The following is a 17,292-nucleotide window of genomic DNA, read 5'->3' on the forward strand; positions in this document are numbered from 1 at the left end:
CAATGGTAGCCACAAAACGAAATCGGATTGGACCCTGGCATGAAACAAGACATTTTCGGACAGATGAACAGCTTGACCCGCGCGGACAGTGCCGAGGCGTGGGACGGCGTTCTGCTGGGGTTCATGGCCCATGCCGCGATCACCCCCCAGCATCTGGCCAAGGTTCTGGAGCTTGAGCCGGGGTTCGCGCTGGGTCACGCGGTCAAGGGGCTGTTCACCGTGTTGCTGGGCCGCCGGGAGCTTTTGCCGGTCGCGGCCGAGGCGCTGGCCACTGCGGAAGCCGCGATGAAGGCGCATCCGATATCTCCCCGTGAGCGTCATTATGTGGACGCGCTGCGCCTCTGGCTGGCGGGCAACCCCACGCAATCGGTACAGAATTTCGAGGCCGTGCTGCGCGAGCACCCCGAGGACACGCTGGCGATGAAACTCAGCCACGCCACCCGGTTCGTGCTGGGCGATCCCGACGGCATGCGCCGCTCGATCGAGCGGGTGATGCCGGCTTATGCCCCCGATCACGCCGGTCGCGGTTATCTGCTGGGCTGCCACGCCTTCGCGCTTGAGGAAACCGGCGCTTACGAAAAGGCCGAGATCGCGGGCCGTCAGGCGCTGTGGATGGTCTCGGACGATGCCTGGGGCCTGCATGCGGTGGCGCATGTTCACGACATGACCGGCAATGCCGCCCAAGGTTTGGAATGGCTGGCGGGCCGGGAAGCGGCCTGGGCCCATTGCAACAACTTCCGCTACCATGTGTGGTGGCACAAGGCGCTTATGCATCTGGACCTCGGTCAGATCGATCAGGTGCTCGAACTTTATGACGCAGAGGTCCGTAAGGACAAGACTGACGACTATCGCGACATCTCGAACGGCACTTCGCTGCTGATGCGGCTCGAGCTTGAGGGCGTCGATGTCGGCAACCGCTGGGAAGAGATGGCCGACCTGAGTGCCGCGCGCACCGAGGATGGCTGCCTGATTTTTGCCGATCTGCACTATCTGCTGGCGCTGACCGGCGACAATCGCGAGGACGCCACCGCCAAGATGTTGCAACGCATTCACCGCGACGCCAAGCTTGCCAACGACGACACCACCCGCCGCATGGCCGATCCCGGGGTCGAGGCGGCGCTGGGGCTCGAAGCCTTTGGCGATGGACTCTACGGGCAGGCCTTTGACCATCTGCTCGCGGCGCGCGGGTCGATGCAACTGGCGGGCGGCAGCCATGCCCAGCGCGATGTGTTCGAGCGCATTACCATCGACTCGGGCCTGCGCGCGGGTCGCCTGGACGCCGTCGAGCGCATTCTGGACGACCGCCGCGCCAAGCGGGCCGGTGGCGAGGACAATTACGCCCTCGCGCGTCGTGAACTGATCACGACGGCGCGCGGCGAGGATGACGCGCAAAGCGTACCCGCCGAATAATAAAGACCAAGAAGGACAGAAAACGCATGGCGACCGTTTCGCCCGCCACTGATTTTGCCCCGGCCGCGAACATGACCGCGGCCCCTGCCCGCACGCGCGACCCGCGGCTGGATTTCTATCGCGGCATCGCGATGTTCATTATCCTGATCGCCCATATTCCGAACGATCCCTGGGCACGGTGGATTCCGGCGCGGTTCGGGTTCTCGGACGCGACCGAGATCTTTGTGTTCTGCTCGGGCATGGCATCGGCCATCGCCTTTGGCGGTGCCTTCATGCGCCGGGGCTGGTGGATGGGCACGGCGCGCGTCGCCTTTCGCATCTGGCAGGTCTATTGGGCCCATATCGGTCTGTTTTTCTTCGTCGCCATGTCGATGGCGGCGCTGGACCTCTCAGGTCTGTTCGAGAAGGATTATATCTCGTCCCTGAACCTGCAGCATTTCTTTAACAATCCGATGCCGCAGTTGGTGGGGATGTTCACCCTCACCTACGTGCCCAACTACTTTGACATCCTGCCGATGTATCTGGTGGTGCTGGCGATGATGCCTCTGTTCATGGGGCTGTCGCAGATCGGGTTCTGGGCGGTTGCACTGACCTCGATCGCAATCTGGGTGGTGGCGCAAACCGGTGCGCTGGCCCTGCCCGCCGAGCCTTGGTCGGACCGGCAGTGGTTCTTCAACCCGTTCGGCTGGCAATTGCTGTTCTTCACCGGCTTCGCCTTCATGCGCGGCTGGCTGCCGGCCCCGCCGGTGTCCAAGGTACTGATCTGGGCCAGCGCCCTGTTTCTGGTGCTGTCGGCGCCCTTCGGGTCGTGGAAAGTGTTCCTGTGGGTTGAGGCCTGGAACGCCGATCTGGCCGAAGAGATCCGCAAGGTCTGGCCACTGACCAAGGAATTCCGCTCCAAGACCGAGTTCGGGCTGCTGCGCTACATGCATTTCCTGGCGCTGGCCTATCTGGGCTGGGTGGTGGCGGGCGAGCGGGGCTCGCGCTTGGTGGCCACCGGTCACGGGATCGGCGCACAGATCTGGCAGCGGTTGCTGGCGGTCATCACCAAGGTCGGACAGCAGTCGCTGGCAGTCTTCGTCTTTTCGATGGCCGCGGCGCGGCTGATCGGCGTGGGGCTGGATGAGGCCGGGCGGAATCCTGCCAGTGTTCTGGCCGCAAACCTGATCGGCTTTGCCATGATCATCGGCGTGGCCTATCTGGCCGCCTGGTTCAAAGCACACCCGTGGAAGTCCAAGAAATGAAACTGACCCGCCGCACATTTCTGGCCTCGACATCGGCGCTGGCGCTGACCCCCGGTGCCGCCTTTGCCACCGGCTCAGGCACGCCGTTTGACCACGACGCGGTCATTGCCGAAGCCCGCGATCTGGCCAGCCGTCCTTATACCGCGCGTGCGCAGGTGCCGCAGGAGTGGCGCGATCTGAGCTATGAGCAATACCGCTCGATCCGGTTCAAGCTGGATAAGGCCCTGTGGTACGGGGCCGAAACGCCCTACAATGTGGATTTCTTTACGCCGGGCCTGTACTTCCCGCGCGCGGTTAAAGTATTCTCCGTCGAAAACGGCATGGCCACACCTGTGAGCTTCGATCTGTCGATGTTCACAAAATCGGACGAGGTCCCGACCCTGCCGGTGGACGACACGCTGGGCTTTTCCGGCCTGCGCCTGCGCACCGAGATGCACCGGCCCGGCCTGACGGATGAGTTCTGCGTCTTTCAGGGGGCAAGCTATTTCCGCGCCATTGGTCTGCACGAGGTCTATGGCCTCTCGGCACGCGGGCTGGCGCTTAAAACCGGCGATCCGGATGGCGAAGAATTCCCCGACTTCATCCGCTTCTGGCTGGAGCGCCCCGCCCCCGGCCAGCGCAACATGATCGTGCATGCCCTGATGGACAGCCCCAGCGTGACCGGTGCCTATCGGTTCGACATCACCCCGGGCGCTGACTGCGTGATGGAGGTCGAGGCGACGCTGTTCCCGCGCGAGGAACTGGACCATGTGGGCATCGGACCGCTGACCTCTATGTTCCTCTACGATCAGACCAACCGCACCCGGTTCGACGATTTCCGCCCCGCTGTGCATGACAGCGACGGCCTGATGATCCGCAACGGCGCGGGTGAGGTGCTGTGGCGGCCGCTTGCAAACCCGAAGACATTGCAGGTGTCGTCCTTCGTCGACATGAACCCGCGCGGGTTCGGCCTGATGCAGCGGACGCGCGAGTTTTCCGATTTCGCTGATCTCGAAGCGCTTTATCATAAACGCCCGGGTCTCTGGGTCGAGCCCAAGGGCGACTGGGGCAAGGGCACGGTACGGCTGGTTGAGATCCCGGCGGATCAGGAGATATATGACAATATCGTCGCCTACTGGCGGCCTGCACAGGCCTATGCGGCGGATGAACAGGTGGACCTGTCCTACCGCCTGACATGGGGCGAGGAACCCCAGCGCACGGCCATGCCCAGGGTGATCAACACCGCGATGGGCGACAAGACCTTTGGCTCGGGCCGTCTGGTGGTTGTGGATTTTGAGGCCAGCGACATGTTTGACGACCCCGACACGCTGGATATCTTCGTGCAGTCTCCGCATGTCGAGGTCTCGAAAGGCGTGCTGCAGCGCAACCCCGATACCGGCGGGTTGCGGCTGGCCTTTTCTTTTGAGCCGGGCGAGCGCGATCACGTGGAGCTGCGGGCGCAACTGCGCAAGGGCAAACAGCCCGCTTCCGAAGTCTGGCTCTACCGGTGGATCGCATGAGCCACGAGCTGCATATCATGCCGCCCGAGGCGCCGCTGCGGATGCCCGCGCAGGATTTCCGCGCCGGGTTCCGGGACGCGGACGCGCCCGCGCGCGAGGCGCCGCGCATGGTGGCATGGTGGCGGGTGCTGGTCTTTTCGCCCGCGATGGCGGCCACATTAGCGCTGGTCTGGATCATGCAGGACTGGTTCTCGGACGAGGGGATCAGCGTCATCGAGGGCGTGCTGCTGACCCTGATCTCGTTCAACTTCTTCTGGATCACCTTCACCGTCAGCACCGTGCTGCTGGGCATGATCTCTCTATCCCGTCAGGCCCGGCCCGAGCGCAAGACACGGTCGCAACCGCTGCAAGTGGCGCTGCTGATGCCGGTTCACAACGAGGTGCCGTGGTACGTGCTGGGCAATGCCCGCTCGATGCTGGAAGAGCTGCGCGCGCGCGGCGGGCAGCACCACTATGCGATGTTCATCCTGTCCGATACCCGTGATGACGCAATAGCGGCGCAGGAACAGGCCAGTGTCGAGGCGCTGCGCACCACGCTGGCGCCGGGGCTGGAGCTGTATTACCGCCGCCGGGAACAGAATACCGACCGCAAGGTGGGCAATATCGCCGATTGGGTCAGCCGCTGGGGCAGTGCCTGGGACGCGATGCTGGTACTGGATGCCGACAGTCTGATGACCGGCCGCGCCATCGCCCGGCTGACCGATGCGCTGTCGCGCGATCCCGGCGCGGGACTGATCCAGAGCTATCCGCAACTGATCGGCGCCCAGTCGGTCTTTGCCCGGATGCAGCAATTCGCAAATGGCGTCTATGGCGTGTCCTTCGCCGAGGGTCTCGCGCGCTGGTGCGGGCAGGAGGGCAACTACTGGGGCCACAACGCCATTATCCGTACCGCCGCCTTCGCCAATTGCGCCGGTCTGCCCCGGCTGCGCGCGCTGAATGGGCAAGAACGGCTGATCATGAGCCACGATTTCGTCGAGGCGGGCTTGCTGCGCCGCGCCGGGTGGAGCGTGCGGTTCCTGCCGCGCATCCGGGGCTCGTATGAAGAAACGCCCCCCACCCTGATCGACCACGTGCTGCGTGACCGGCGCTGGTGTCAGGGCAATCTGCAGCACCTGAAACTGCTGGGCTCGCGCGGGTTCCGCCCGATCTCGCGTTTTCACATGTTCCATGGCGCGGTGGGGTATCTGTTGTCGCCGCTCTGGTTTGCGCTGCTGGTGATGTGGGCACTGATCGGTCAGGGCAAGGATGCCTCCGTCCTGCATTATTTCAGCCCCGACAATCCGCTGTTCCCGCAATGGCCGGAGATGACCGAAGGCCGTCACGTGCTGATCATTCTGGTGATGTACGCGATGCTACTGGCGCCGAAACTGCTGGGCATTGCCGCCCTGCCCCTGAGCGGCGCGCGCTATGCGGATTTTGGTGGCGGCTGGCGTTTTGCGCTGTCGTTCCTGTCCGAGGTGATCCTGTCGATCCTCTACGCCCCGATCCTGATGGTGCAGCAGATGATCGCCGTGTTCCGCACCGCTTTGGGCCTGCAAAAAGGCTGGTCGCCGCAGACACGCGACGGCGGGCGGTATGGTCTGGGTACGCTGCTGCTCTGCCACGCGCTAGAAACGGTGAGCGGGCTGGCGTTGAGCGCGGGTATCTTTGCGGGGCTGGTCTCGATTTGGCTTGCGCCCATCGCGATCAGCCTGGCGCTGGCGGTGCCGCTTTCTGCGCTCAGCGGGGTGTCTGCGGGCTCGGCCCGGCGGCTGCTGGGGATGCGCGAGGATTTCAGCGAACCAGCGATCACCCGTTCGGCACGGGCCTATCGCAGCGAGTTGCGGGCATTGCTCGAAGGTAAGGGCAAGTTCACCCCGGCGGAGTGATCAGCCCCCCGGCAGCCCCTCATACCAATCCAGCATCATGTCGGCCCAGCCTTTGGGCACCATATGTCCACCGGGAAACAGCGCGAACTCCAGCGCACTGCCCTCGGCACAGCGGGTCCATTTGCGGCGCATGAACTGGTCGGTCTTCGAGAATCCATCGGGGCGGTTGTCGAGGCATTCATTGGCAGCGCGCCAGATCTCCAGCCCGGCAAAGATATCGCCCTGAATGAAGCGCCCGCCACCCAACTGACGCCCTTCCAGGGGCACCACATTGTCGGTCCAGCCATGGGTGTGGAACATGCGGACCGGCCCCTCGCAGCTTACGGGATGGGGGCGCCAGAATCCGCCCGAAACCGGCGCATAGGCCGAGAAGGTGTCCGGCGCATCGCAGGCCAAATAGTTCACCATGAACCCGCCGGCAGAGAAGCCGCTCAGCACCACGCGGTCATCATCGACGCCGAACCGGCTGGCGGCATCGGCAACAACGGCGGTGAGGAACGCGGTTTCATCCCGGCCCTCCCAGCCGGGATAGAAATTCCAACTGCGCCCGCGCCGCCCGACACGCTCGGCCCCGGCAGGTGCCATCACCGCATAACCGCGCGCCAGCAGGCGGTCGACCATGCCCCGGTTCTTCATGACATTGGCGCCGCTGCTGCCATAGCCGTGCAGGAACACCACCAGCGGCGGGTTTTCCGCCTGCGGCAGTTCGATATGGTAGATACCGGTTTCGATCTCGCACGGCTCGGGCGCATCGGCGCAGCCCGCCTGTGCCACCTGACCCGCCAACCCCAGCCCTGCGGCCAGCCACAGCGCCCGGATCATCCCGCGTCTCCTTCGTAATCATGCAACGGCAGCCCGACCCGCACCCAGCCCGGCCCGGCGCGCGAGCCGAGCATGCCTTCGGGCACGTCGATGATATTGGTAAAGCCCGCCTCGGTCAGGTGCAGGCTCAACCGGGCCGAGCGCACGCCGCGCGCGCAGATCAGCGCGATGGGTTGGCTTCGGTCGGGGCCCACCACCGCCGTCAACGCCTGCACGAAATCCGCGCGCCGCATGTCGATGGGATGCGCACCCTCGCCGATCCCGGAGGCCCGCCATTCGCGCGGCGTACGGATGTCGATCAGCACGACCTCTCCGGCCACGGCACTCCGGTGCGCGTTAGAAACGCTCAGCTTGCCACCCGCGTAATCCGGAGGCGTCAGGCGGTATTCGCGCACCGCCCATGTCCCGGCAACCGCCGCCGCGCCCAGCAGAACCCAGCGGCGCGTCGGAGATCGGGAAACGGCCTGACTGACACTCATTCGCGCACCTCATCCAAATGGCTCAACACCGGCTTAGCACAAACGGAACCGGCGCGCCGCCCTGTCGAAAGCCCAAGGTGATCAAGTTCGCGTCAGCGGCGGGACGTGTTCGCCCGGCCATAACGTCGCAGTCTTATGCCCTAGGAAATCAATGCAAACTTGCAATAGCTGGACAGCCCGGAAAATATCTTTACTGAGATTACATCATTTGCCCGTCAAACCCGGAGTCCTGCTGGTGTCCCTATTTCTCATCGCGGCCCTTCCCTTTCTCGGAGCTGTTTTTCCCGCCCTCCTGATCCGTGCGGGGCGCAACGCGGCCGCCTCGGCCGCCGGGCTGACAAGCTTTCTGGCGCTGGTGGGGTTGCTGATCAACGCACCCGCCGTGATGCGCGGAGAGCTTGTCACCGCCCGGTTCGACTGGATCCCGCTGCTCGGGCTGAACACCAACTTCATGCTGGACGGGCTGGGGTTGCTCTTTGCCTCGCTGATCCTCGGGATCGGGTTACTGATTATCCTCTATGCGCGATTTTACCTCTCGCGCGAGGACCCGATGGGACAGTTTTACACTTATCTGCTGCTGTTTCAGGGCGCGATGGTGGGGATCGTGCTCAGCGACAACATCCTGCTTTTGCTGATTTTCTGGGAGCTGACCTCGCTCAGTTCCTTTCTGCTGATCGGCTATTGGAAGCACCTGCCCGCAGGGCGGCAGGGCGCGCGCATGGCGTTGGCAGTGACCGGCTCGGGCGGGCTGGCGATGATCGGGGGCATGCTGATTTTGGGCAACATCGTCGGGTCTTATGATCTGAGCGTGATCCTGCAAAACAAGGAACTGATCCAGGCCTCGCCGTTCTACCTGCCTGCACTGATCCTGATCCTGCTGGGCTGTTTCACCAAATCGGCACAGTTCCCGTTCCATTTCTGGCTGCCGCACGCGATGGCGGCGCCGACACCGGTTTCGGCCTATCTGCACTCGGCCACGATGGTAAAGGCGGGCCTGTTCCTGATGGCACGGATGTGGCCGGTGCTGGCGGGTACGCCGGAATGGTTCTACATCGTCGCGACCACCGGTCTGGTCACCATGGTAATCGGCGCCGCGATTGCGCTTTTCAAGGACGACCTCAAGGCGCTGCTTGCGTTCTCGACGGTCAGCCATCTGGGTCTGATCACCATGCTCTTGGGCTTTGGCACCAAGATCGCCGCCGTGGCCGCCGTGTTTCACATCATCAACCACGCCACCTTCAAGGCGGCGCTCTTCATGACCGCCGGTATCGTCGATCACGAGGCGCATACCCGCGACATCAAACGTCTGGGCGGTCTGCGCCACCTGATGCCGGTGACCTTCACCATCGCCCTGATCGCCGCCCTGTCCATGGCCGGTCTGCCACCGCTCAACGGCTTCCTCAGCAAGGAGATGATGCTGGAAGAGACCGTGCACACGGTCTGGAACCACTCGCACTTGCTGGTGCCGGGGTTGGCGTTGATCGGGGCGTTGTTCTCGGCGGCCTATTCGTTCCGCTACATTGCGCATGTGTTCCTGGGCCCCAAACGCGACGACTATCCGGCGCATCCGCATGATCCCGGTGTCGGCATGTGGCTGGCGCCTGCGTTTCTGGTGGTTCTGGTGGTTGCCATTGGCTTCTTTTCCAAAGCCATCGTCGGGCCGCTGGTGGCCATCGCCTCGACCGCCGTGATCGGTGGAGACAAGCTGCCCTATTACTCGCTCAAGCTCTGGCACGGGTTCACGCCCGCGCTCTACATGTCCATTGCCGCCACCATCGGCGGTCTGATCCTGCTGGCGTTGCACCGCCATGCTGAACGCCTGTGGAACGCCGCACCAAGGCCCGAGGCCAAGGTGATCTTTGATGCCGTCATCGGCGCTGCAACATGGGCCAGCCGGACACTCTCGGACACGCTGCACAATGGCGTCATCAGCCGCTATGCCGCGATCATGGTCGCCTTCACGGTTGGGCTGGGCTACTACGCCTATTCCACGGGCACCATCAGCGTGCCGACACGCGTGCCACTGCCCGCCACGATCATTCCGATCATCGGCTGGATTTGCCTGGTCGGCGCGACAGTGGCAATCATGTATTTCCACCGCAACCGCCTGCTGTCGCTGGTGCTGATCGGAGTCGTGGGTCTGATCGTGTCGATGGCGTTCAACTACCTCTCGGCCCCGGACCTGGCGCTGACCCAGATCTCGGTCGAGGTGGTGACGATGATCCTGCTGCTGCTGTCGCTGAACTTCATGCCGACAGTGACGCCGGTGGACAGCACCAATGCGCGCAAGGTCCGCGATGCGGTGATCTCGGTCTTTGCCGGGTTGGGCGCCGGCGGCCTGATCTATGCGCTCATGCTGCGCGACTTCGCCCTGCCGACGATCTCGGACTTCCATCTGGCCAATTCCTACAAGGGCGGCGGCGGCACCAATGTGGTGAACGTGATCCTGGTGGATTTCCGGGGCTTTGACACCTTTGGCGAGATCATCGTGCTGGGTATCGCTGCGCTGGTGATCTTTGCCTTGACCGAGAGCGTTCTGGGCACCAAAGTGCGCGCCTATCTGCTGAACCGCAAGCCGCACTGGCCGCAATCGGGTGACGCACATCCGCTGATGATGGTTGTGGCGACCCGCGTGATGATGCCCATCGCGCTGATGGTCGGCGCCTATATCTTTTTCCGCGGTCACAACCAACCGGGCGGCGGGTTCATTGCTGGTCTGGTCGTCGCCATCGCCTATCTGATGCAATACATGGCAAGCGGTTACACCTGGGCCATCGAGCGGCAGCGTTTCTACTATCACGGCAGCATTGGCTGGGGCGTCCTGATCGCGGCGGCCACCGGTGTGGGCGCGTGGTTCAACGAGCGCCCCTTCCTGACCAGCGATTTCGGCTACATTCACTGGCCGCCGCTGGAAGAGTTCGAATGGGCCACCGCGATCCTGTTCGACACAGGGGTATTTCTGGCGGTTCTGGGGGCGGTGATGCTGGCCCTCGACAGCCTGTCACGCTTTGCCTGGCAGCCGGGAATGGTGCAGGAACACGCCATGGATATCAACCCGCAGCGGGACGACCCTCCTGAACCGGAAGGCGAGCAAGAAAGGGAGGAGGCCTGACATGGAAGCGCTGTTTGCATCCGCCGTGGGCGTGTTGACCGCTGCGGGCATCTTTCTGATCCTGCGCCGCCGGACCTTTCCGGTCATCCTCGGCCTGTCCCTGCTGACCTATGCGGTGAACGCCTTCTTGTTTGCCACCGGGCGGCTGGCGCTGAACGCCCCGCCGGTGCTGAACAAATACAAGGAGGTCGCTTATACCGATCCGCTGCCTCAGGCGCTGGTGCTGACCGCCATCGTGATCTCGTTCGGAATGACAGCGGTGATCGTGATGATCGCGCTCAGCGCGTATCTGTCCTCGAAGACCGATCACATCGACCTGCCGCTGGCGGAAGAGGCAGGAGAAGACGAATGAACCACTGGATCATTGCTCCGATTGTCCTGCCCGCGATCCTTGCACCCTTCATCATCATGGTGCTGCGTCACCATCTGGACCTGCAGCGGGTCTTTTCGGTGGCGGGCAGCGTTGGCCTGCTGGCGATTGCCGCCACCCTGCTGGCGCAGGCCTCGACCGGTGAGATTCAAACCTATGAGCTGGGCAACTGGCCTGCGCCCTTCGGCATTGTGCTGGTGCTCGACCGGCTGTCGGCGCTGATGGTGGGGTTGACAGCGATGCTGGCCCTGCCGGTGGTTCTCTACGCCATTGGATCGGGCTGGGACACAAGGGGGCAGCATTTCCATGCGCTGTTTCAGTTCCAATTGATGGGGGTGACCGGTGCCTTTCTGACCGGCGACGCCTTCAACCTGTTCGTCTTTTTCGAAGTGCTGCTGATCGCCTCATACGGGTTGATGACCCATGGGGGCGGCGCGGTGCGGCTGAAGGCGGGCGTGCAATACGTGACCTTCAATCTGCTGGGCTCGACCTTGTTCCTGTTCGCACTCGGCACGCTTTACGCGGTGACCGGTACGCTGAACATGGCCGATCTGGCGGTGCGCGTGGCCGAGATCCCGCCCGAGGACACAGCCCTGCTGCGTGTGGGCGCGGTGCTGCTGCTGCTGGTCTTTGCCATCAAGGCCGCCGTTTTGCCGCTGCATTTCTGGCTGCCCGCCAGCTATGCAAACGCGCCTTTGCCGGTCGCTGCGCTGTTTGCCATCATGACCAAGGTGGGGGCCTATTCGATCCTGCGGGTCTATACGCTGATCTTTGGCCCCAATGTTGACGCGACCGAAGGGCTGGTCGGTGACTGGCTGCTGCCTGCGGCGATGCTGACACTGGCCGTGGGTGCCATCGGCATTCTGGGCGCGCGGCAGATCGGTCGGCTGGCAGCGTTCGGGGCCATCGCCTCGATGGGTACTCTGCTGATCGCCGTGTCGCTGTTCACGCCAGACGCGACGGCCGCAGCGCTCTATTACACCGCGCACTCGACCTTTGCCGCCGCCCTACTGTTCCTGATCGCAGACATGGTGATGGAGCGTCGCGGCGGCGCGATCATACCGCAAAGCCCGATGGCGCAAACCGGGTTGATCGCCTCGATCTTCTTTGTCAGTGCCATTGCCATGGCGGGAATGCCGCCGCTTTCGGGTTTCGTCGGCAAGCTGCTGGTCATGGATGCCGCGCGGCATGTCGAGAACTATGCCACGATCTGGGCCGTGATCCTCGGAGGCTCCTTCGTCACCATCGTGGGCCTTGCCCGTGCGGGTTCGCTGATTTTCTGGAAAAGTCACGATCCCGCCTATGTGCAAGCTGAGGTGGTAGACGAAGAACCTGAGGAGGCACCCGCTCCTGCCGCGCCCGAACCCTATCCCGGCCTGGCATTCGCTTCGGTCTTCGTACTGGTGGCCGGGCTTGCCGCGCTGACGATCTTTGCCGGGCCAGCCACGAAATACACCGGAGGGATTGCCGCGCAGCTCTTCGCGCCGCAGGATTACATCACGGCCGTTCTGAAAGGGGAGAAGGAATGAAACTTCTGCGTCGCATCTTCCCCCACCCGCATCTGACCGTGCTGCTCACGCTGGTCTGGCAGCTTTTGGCAAATGAACCCTCGCTCAATTCGCTGTTGTTCGGCCTGCTGCTTGGGATCGTGATCCCGTTCATCACCCAACCCTACTGGCCGGACCGGCCCAAGCTGCACAACTGGCCGATGGTGGTCGAATACATTCTCGTCGTGCTCTGGGACATCATCATGGCGAACATCACGGTTGCGCGGATCATCCTGTTCAAGCGGGACGAGGATCGCGAACCGAACTGGATCTGCGTACCGCTCGAACTGCGCACGCCCGAGGCGATCACGGTTCTGGCCGGAACCATCACCATGACCCCGGGCACGGTCAGCTGTGACCTGTCGGCCCAAGGCCACAACCTGCTGGTTCACTGCCTTGACGCACCCGATCCGGACGCCGTGCGCGACCAGATCAAATCCCGCTACGAACGCCGCCTGAAGGAGATTTTCGAATGATCACCTATGCGCTCTACTTCACCTTCGCCTGTTTCGGCGCGGCGATCATGATGTGTCTGTGGCGGATCATCACCGCCGAGGGCGTGGGAACCCGCGTCCTGGCGCTGGATACGATGGTGATCAACACAATCGCACTCCTGATCCTCTACGGGCTGAACCTCGGCACCGAGATCTTTTTCGAATCCGCGATGATCATTGCCATGCTGGGCTTTGTCTCAACCGTCGCCTATGCGCGCTTCATGCTGCGCGGCAACATTATCGAGTGAGGCAGCCATGCAGTATCTGTTCGAACTCCTGATCGCCTTCTTCCTGATCGTTTCCGGCATCTTCGGCTTTGTCGGGTCCTTCGGGATGATCAAGCTCAAGGACCCGATGTCGCGCCTGCACGCACCGACCAAGGCGACGACGCTGGGCGTGGGCGGGGTGCTGCTGGCGTCGATCTTCCACTCGATCCTGCTTGAGCAGCACGTGTCGCTGCATGAGTTGCTGATCACCCTGTTTCTGTTCCTCACCGCTCCGATCACGGCGCTGTTCATTGCAAAATGGCACATTCATCGCCATGAGAAGCCCGAAAACCTGCCGGATGCGGGCGAGGATGAGCTGTGGGCCACCCACGCCGTCGAGCAGGACGAAGACGTACCGGACCACTCTGCAACCTGAGGCCCCATGCACACACCTCCCCTGCCTCTGACCCGTGATCTGGTGCTGATCGGCGGGGGACACACCCATGCCCTGGTGCTGCGAAAATGGGGCATGGACCCTCTGCCGGGCGCGCGTGTCACCGTGATCAATCCCGGCCCGACGGCACCGTATTCTGGGATGCTGCCCGGCTTTGTCGCCGGTCATTATGAACGATGGGAGCTGGATATAGACTTGGTGCGGCTGGCGCGTTTTGCTGGTGCACGGGTGATCCTTGGCGGGGTCGAAGGGATCGACCTCGACCGGCGCGAGGTAAATGTGCCAGGCCGTCCGCCGGTGGGGTTCGACGTGGCCTCGGTCAATGTGGGCATCACCTCGGACATGCCGGCACTGCCGGGTTTTGCCGAACATGCGGTTCCTGCCAAACCTCTGGGGCCTTTTGCGGCGCGATGGGCCGAGTATCTGGAAGGCGACGGTCCCGCCTCGGTCGCGGTGATCGGTGGTGGGGTTGCTGGAGCCGAACTGGTTATGGCCATGGCCCATGCCTTGAAGGCGCGGGGGCGATCCGCAAAGGTCACGCTGATCGACAGCGCCACCGCGCTGAGCGCGACCGGCCCCAAGGCCGCCGCCTCAATCCGGCGCGCGATGGCGGGGCTGGGGGTCGACCTGATTGAGCAAACGCAGATCGAGCACATCACTTCGGATTACCTGCAACTGGCCGACGGGCACCGGATCGAAGCCGAGTTCACGACCGGTGCCGCAGGCGCCCGGCCCTATCGCTGGATCGCCAAGACCGGGCTGGCCTTGCAGGACTGTTATATCGCGGTGAATGGGCATCTGCAGTCGAGCGACCCGCATGTATTCGCCGCCGGGGATTGCGCGCATCTGAACGAGGACCCGCGCCCCAAGGCGGGTGTCTACGCGGTGCGTGAGGCGCCGGTGCTGTTCGACAATCTCCGGGCGGCTCTCGACGCAGGCCAGATGCGCCGGTATGTGCCACAGAAGGATTACCTAAAGCTGGTGTCTCTGGGCGGCAAGTCGGCACTGGCCGAGCGGTTTGGAACCGCGCTGAGCGGCAGGCTGATGTGGCGGTGGAAAGACCATATCGACCAGAAATTTATGAACAGGTTCCGCGACCTGCCGCAGATGAAACCGGCTCCGCTGCCCCGCGTCCATGCCGCTGGGTTAGCTGAGGCTCTGGGTGACAAACCGATGTGCGGCGGCTGCGGTGCCAAGGTTGGACGCGGTGCGTTGCGCACAGCGCTGTCGGCGTTACCGGCTACGCAGCGCGAGGACATCACCCCCCTGCCCGGCGATGACGCGGCGTTGCTGACCACGGGTGGCGCGCGTCAGGTGATGACCTCGGACCATCTGCGCAGCGTGACGGATGATCCGGTACTGATGACCCGGATCGCCGCGGTGCACGCCTTGGGCGATATCTGGGCCATGGGCGCACGCCCGCAGGCTGCCACAGCCACGCTGATCCTGCCGCGCCTGTCACCTGAGTTGCAGCAACGCACGATGGCCGAGATCATGGCGACCGCGACTGAAGTCATGCGCGAGGCCGGGGCCGAGATCGTCGGCGGGCACAGCTCGATGGGTGACGAGATGACCATCGGCTTCACCGTGACCGGCCTGTGTGACGCTGACCCGATCACGCTGGCGGGCGGGCAGCCTGGGGATGCACTGATCCTGACCAAACCGCTGGGCAGCGGCGTGCTGATGGCGGCCGAAATGGCGGGCAAGGCGCGGGGCGCATGGGTTGCGGCCGCTTATGATCTCGTGACCCGGTCGCAGGGGCAGGCAGCGAAGATACTGCGCAGCGCCCATGCAATGACGGATGTGACCGGGTTCGGGCTGGCCGGGCATTTGCAGGGGCTGGCTGAGACCTCGGGCTGCGGCGCGGTGCTGGATCTGGACGCGGTGCCCGTGATGGAGGGCGCGCTGGACCTTTCCGAACAGGGCATCCGCTCGACCATCTATGCCGACAACCGGGCGCTGGCGCCGGAGCTGCCAACGGGCGGCAAGGCCGATCTGCTCTACGATCCGCAAACGGCAGGCGGCTTGCTGGCCGCAGTGGCCGCGTCCGATGCAGAACGCCTGCTGGCCGAATTGCAGGACGCGGGCTATCCCGCCGCGATCATCGGCCATCTGACCGGCACGCCGGGCCTGACACTTCAAAGCTGAGCGACGATCTCTTCGATCCCCGCCGCCGCCGTCTCGAGCCCGGCGGCGTCCAGCGCCGGTGCCTCGACCCGTGCAATCACCTCGGCGCCATGGGCCTTGCGGGACTTCAGGTAGGCGGGGTCGTAATGCTGCTCCATCAGCATCCGGGTCAACCCGAACTTGTCGCCCGCCTCGATCCGCTCGACCCAGCCATCGACCACCTCGTGCCCGCGATGATGGCGCAGCGGGTCGAGCCGAGCGCGCAACCGGTCGGCGTCGGAAAGGATATCGTCATAGGCCTCAACCAGATAGACGGTGCGGGCCTCAAGCGGCGCCGACACCTCAATCCGCGGCGCGGCGCGCAGGGCGTTCCACAGGCTGGGCGGCAGGATGCGGTCTCCGATCTTGGACGATTCCGCCTCGACCACCACGGGCCGCGCCGGATTTAGCCCGCAGAGCACCCCAGCCAACCGCGATTCGAAGGCTTTCTGGCTGGGCTGCCCGCCCGGCCTCTCGCCCAGCAGCGAGCCGCGATGATTGGCCAGCCCCTCCAGATCCACCACCTGCACGCCACGCGCGCTCAGCCTTTCCAGAAGTTTGGTCTTGGCCGTGCCGGTATAACCGTCCAGCGCCACCAGGCGGTGCGGCAGCGGATCGTCGTATAGATAGCGGTTCACCAGCCGCCGGTAGGTGCGATAGCCACCTTCGATCACTTCGGCGCGCCAACCGATCTGCTGCAGCAACCAAGTGAACGAGCCCGACCGCTGCCCGCCCCGCCAGCAATAGACCAGAGGCCGCCAACCGCCCTCGTGATGGCTCAGACGATGCTCCACATGGTTGGCCGCATTGCGGAACACCAGCGCCGCGCCCAGCTTGCGGGCCAGAAACGGGCTCTGTTGCACATAGATGGTGCCGACCCGGGCGCGTTCCTCATTGTCGAGAACCGGCAGGCTAATGGCGCCGGGCAGATGATCCTCGGCGTATTCCGCCGGGCTGCGCACGTCGATGACGGTGTCGAAGCCGTGAGAATAGAGTTCAGAGAGGGACGAAAATTTTAGTGGCATAGTGCCGGTCTAACGCGCTCGTGTCAGGGGGGAAAGATAGGCGAATCCGATCCCTATCGTTCTTAACAATTCTATGACACAGGTTAAGGACCGACGAGTATATAATTGGTTGTCTGAATGGTATCGATGGACCTTCACCTGATGCCGGGTCATCTGATCCGGCGGCTGAATCAAATCTCGGTCGCGTTGTTCCTGGACCGGATGGAGCGTGCCGGGATCAGGCTGACTCCGGTTCAATTCTCTGCGTTGACCGTGATCCGAACGCATCCGGGCATCGATCAGGCCTCGGTTGCGGGGCTGATTGGTTATGATCGGGCCACGTTGGGCAAGGTGGTCGACAGGCTTGAGACGCGCGGTCTGGTCACGCGGACCGTGTCCGAAAACGACCGCCGCGCCCGGTCGTTACGCCTGAGCCCGCAAGGAGAAGCGCTGTTGGATCAGGCCACGCCGCATGTCGAAGCAGTTCAGCCGGATATGCTGATTGGCCTGGATCAAGCTGAGCAAGAACAGTTTCTGGCGCTGCTGAACAAGATCATCATGGCGGGAAATGACCTGAGCCGCGCGCCTCTGACGCCGAATCGCAACTGAACCACCAG

15 protein-coding genes are annotated in these 17,292 nt (G+C 63.7%); 12 read left to right on the top strand and 3 right to left on the bottom strand.

Annotated features, from left to right (window positions below; genetic code table 11):
- Positions 1 to 39: 39 nt before the first annotated feature.
- The 4 genes from GOX53_RS06830 to mdoH are packed head-to-tail and all read left to right on the top strand — an operon-like array spanning position 40 to position 6,021.
- On the top strand, positions 40 to 1,410 hold the full coding sequence (locus tag GOX53_RS06830) for a tetratricopeptide repeat protein (RefSeq protein ID WP_171174679.1): 1,371 nt from the start codon (positions 40 to 42) through the stop codon (positions 1,408 to 1,410).
- 26 nt (positions 1,411 to 1,436) lie between these two features.
- Positions 1,437 to 2,654: an OpgC family protein gene (locus tag GOX53_RS06835; RefSeq protein WP_171174680.1), complete on the top strand. Its 1,218-nt coding sequence runs from the start codon at positions 1,437 to 1,439 to the stop codon at positions 2,652 to 2,654.
- Positions 2,651 to 4,153 (top strand): glucan biosynthesis protein, encoded by a 1,503-nt coding sequence (locus GOX53_RS06840; protein WP_171174682.1) that lies wholly within the window; start codon positions 2,651 to 2,653, stop codon positions 4,151 to 4,153. The genes GOX53_RS06835 and GOX53_RS06840 overlap by 4 nt, the downstream gene beginning before the upstream one ends.
- Positions 4,150 to 6,021, top strand: coding sequence for a glucans biosynthesis glucosyltransferase MdoH (gene mdoH, locus GOX53_RS06845; protein ID WP_171174683.1), 1,872 nt, complete (start codon positions 4,150 to 4,152; stop codon positions 6,019 to 6,021). The genes GOX53_RS06840 and mdoH overlap by 4 nt, the downstream gene beginning before the upstream one ends.
- Here the strand turns inward: mdoH and GOX53_RS06850 are convergent, their stop codons facing one another.
- Complete coding sequence (locus tag GOX53_RS06850; protein WP_171174685.1) at positions 6,022 to 6,843, bottom strand: PHB depolymerase family esterase; 822 nt, start codon at positions 6,841 to 6,843, stop codon at positions 6,022 to 6,024.
- Complete coding sequence (locus tag GOX53_RS06855) at positions 6,840 to 7,322, bottom strand: rhodanese-like domain-containing protein (RefSeq protein WP_171174687.1); 483 nt, start codon at positions 7,320 to 7,322, stop codon at positions 6,840 to 6,842. Before GOX53_RS06855 ends, GOX53_RS06850 begins: the two co-directional genes overlap by 4 nt.
- Positions 7,323 to 7,557: 235 nt before the next feature.
- Here GOX53_RS06855 and GOX53_RS06860 point away from each other — a divergent pair, with 235 nt between their 5' ends.
- The 7 genes from GOX53_RS06860 to selD are packed head-to-tail and all read left to right on the top strand — an operon-like array spanning position 7,558 to position 15,653.
- A complete protein-coding gene (locus tag GOX53_RS06860) occupies positions 7,558 to 10,434 on the top strand; it encodes a monovalent cation/H+ antiporter subunit A (protein WP_171174688.1) in 2,877 nt (958 codons plus the stop codon).
- Position 10,435: 1 nt separating this feature from the next.
- Entirely contained in the window at positions 10,436 to 10,786 is a 351-nt protein-coding gene (locus GOX53_RS06865; protein ID WP_171174690.1) for a Na+/H+ antiporter subunit C, read from the top strand.
- Positions 10,783 to 12,333 (top strand): monovalent cation/H+ antiporter subunit D, encoded by a 1,551-nt coding sequence (locus tag GOX53_RS06870; protein WP_171174692.1) that lies wholly within the window; start codon positions 10,783 to 10,785, stop codon positions 12,331 to 12,333. The genes GOX53_RS06865 and GOX53_RS06870 overlap by 4 nt, the downstream gene beginning before the upstream one ends.
- Entirely contained in the window at positions 12,330 to 12,827 is a 498-nt protein-coding gene (locus tag GOX53_RS06875) for a Na+/H+ antiporter subunit E (protein WP_171174695.1), read from the top strand. The genes GOX53_RS06870 and GOX53_RS06875 overlap by 4 nt, the downstream gene beginning before the upstream one ends.
- Positions 12,824 to 13,093, top strand: a complete 270-nt coding sequence (locus tag GOX53_RS06880; protein WP_171174697.1) for a K+/H+ antiporter subunit F — start codon at positions 12,824 to 12,826, stop codon at positions 13,091 to 13,093. The genes GOX53_RS06875 and GOX53_RS06880 overlap by 4 nt, the downstream gene beginning before the upstream one ends.
- A 7-nt stretch (positions 13,094 to 13,100) precedes the next feature.
- On the top strand, positions 13,101 to 13,487 hold the full coding sequence (locus GOX53_RS06885) for a Na+/H+ antiporter subunit G (RefSeq protein WP_171174699.1): 387 nt from the start codon (positions 13,101 to 13,103) through the stop codon (positions 13,485 to 13,487).
- Positions 13,488 to 13,493: 6 nt separating this feature from the next.
- A complete protein-coding gene (gene selD / locus GOX53_RS06890; protein WP_171174701.1) occupies positions 13,494 to 15,653 on the top strand; it encodes a selenide, water dikinase SelD in 2,160 nt (719 codons plus the stop codon).
- Here the strand turns inward: selD and mnmH are convergent.
- Positions 15,644 to 16,696, bottom strand: coding sequence for a tRNA 2-selenouridine(34) synthase MnmH (gene mnmH / locus GOX53_RS06895; RefSeq protein ID WP_171174702.1), 1,053 nt, complete (start codon positions 16,694 to 16,696; stop codon positions 15,644 to 15,646). The genes selD and mnmH overlap by 10 nt on opposite strands.
- Positions 16,697 to 16,813: 117 nt before the next feature.
- Between mnmH and GOX53_RS06900 the strand changes: the two genes are divergently transcribed.
- Positions 16,814 to 17,284 (top strand): MarR family winged helix-turn-helix transcriptional regulator, encoded by a 471-nt coding sequence (locus tag GOX53_RS06900; RefSeq protein WP_171174704.1) that lies wholly within the window; start codon positions 16,814 to 16,816, stop codon positions 17,282 to 17,284.
- Positions 17,285 to 17,292 lie beyond the last annotated feature (8 nt).

Source organism: Ruegeria sp. HKCCD8929, assembly GCF_013031405.1.
GTDB lineage: Bacteria > Pseudomonadota > Alphaproteobacteria > Rhodobacterales > Rhodobacteraceae > Ruegeria.

Excerpts from the sequence above, each read along its gene's own strand:
- GOX53_RS06900 (WP_171174704.1), top strand. The coding sequence starts at position 16,814 with ATGGTATCGATGGACCTTCACCTGATGCCGGGTCATCTGATCCGGCGG.
- selD (WP_171174701.1), top strand. The coding sequence starts at position 13,494 with ATGCACACACCTCCCCTGCCTCTGACCCGTGATCTGGTGCTGATCGGC.
- GOX53_RS06830 (WP_171174679.1), top strand. The coding sequence starts at position 40 with ATGAAACAAGACATTTTCGGACAGATGAACAGCTTGACCCGCGCGGAC.
- mdoH (WP_171174683.1), top strand. The coding sequence starts at position 4,150 with ATGAGCCACGAGCTGCATATCATGCCGCCCGAGGCGCCGCTGCGGATG.
- GOX53_RS06855 (WP_171174687.1), bottom strand. The coding sequence starts at position 7,322 with ATGAGTGTCAGTCAGGCCGTTTCCCGATCTCCGACGCGCCGCTGGGTT.
- GOX53_RS06835 (WP_171174680.1), top strand. The coding sequence starts at position 1,437 with ATGGCGACCGTTTCGCCCGCCACTGATTTTGCCCCGGCCGCGAACATG.
- mnmH (WP_171174702.1), bottom strand. The coding sequence starts at position 16,696 with ATGCCACTAAAATTTTCGTCCCTCTCTGAACTCTATTCTCACGGCTTC.
- GOX53_RS06880 (WP_171174697.1), top strand. The coding sequence starts at position 12,824 with ATGATCACCTATGCGCTCTACTTCACCTTCGCCTGTTTCGGCGCGGCG.
- GOX53_RS06875 (WP_171174695.1), top strand. The coding sequence starts at position 12,330 with ATGAAACTTCTGCGTCGCATCTTCCCCCACCCGCATCTGACCGTGCTG.
- GOX53_RS06850 (WP_171174685.1), bottom strand. The coding sequence starts at position 6,843 with ATGATCCGGGCGCTGTGGCTGGCCGCAGGGCTGGGGTTGGCGGGTCAG.
- GOX53_RS06840 (WP_171174682.1), top strand. The coding sequence starts at position 2,651 with ATGAAACTGACCCGCCGCACATTTCTGGCCTCGACATCGGCGCTGGCG.
- GOX53_RS06870 (WP_171174692.1), top strand. The coding sequence starts at position 10,783 with ATGAACCACTGGATCATTGCTCCGATTGTCCTGCCCGCGATCCTTGCA.
- GOX53_RS06885 (WP_171174699.1), top strand. The coding sequence starts at position 13,101 with ATGCAGTATCTGTTCGAACTCCTGATCGCCTTCTTCCTGATCGTTTCC.
- GOX53_RS06865 (WP_171174690.1), top strand. The coding sequence starts at position 10,436 with ATGGAAGCGCTGTTTGCATCCGCCGTGGGCGTGTTGACCGCTGCGGGC.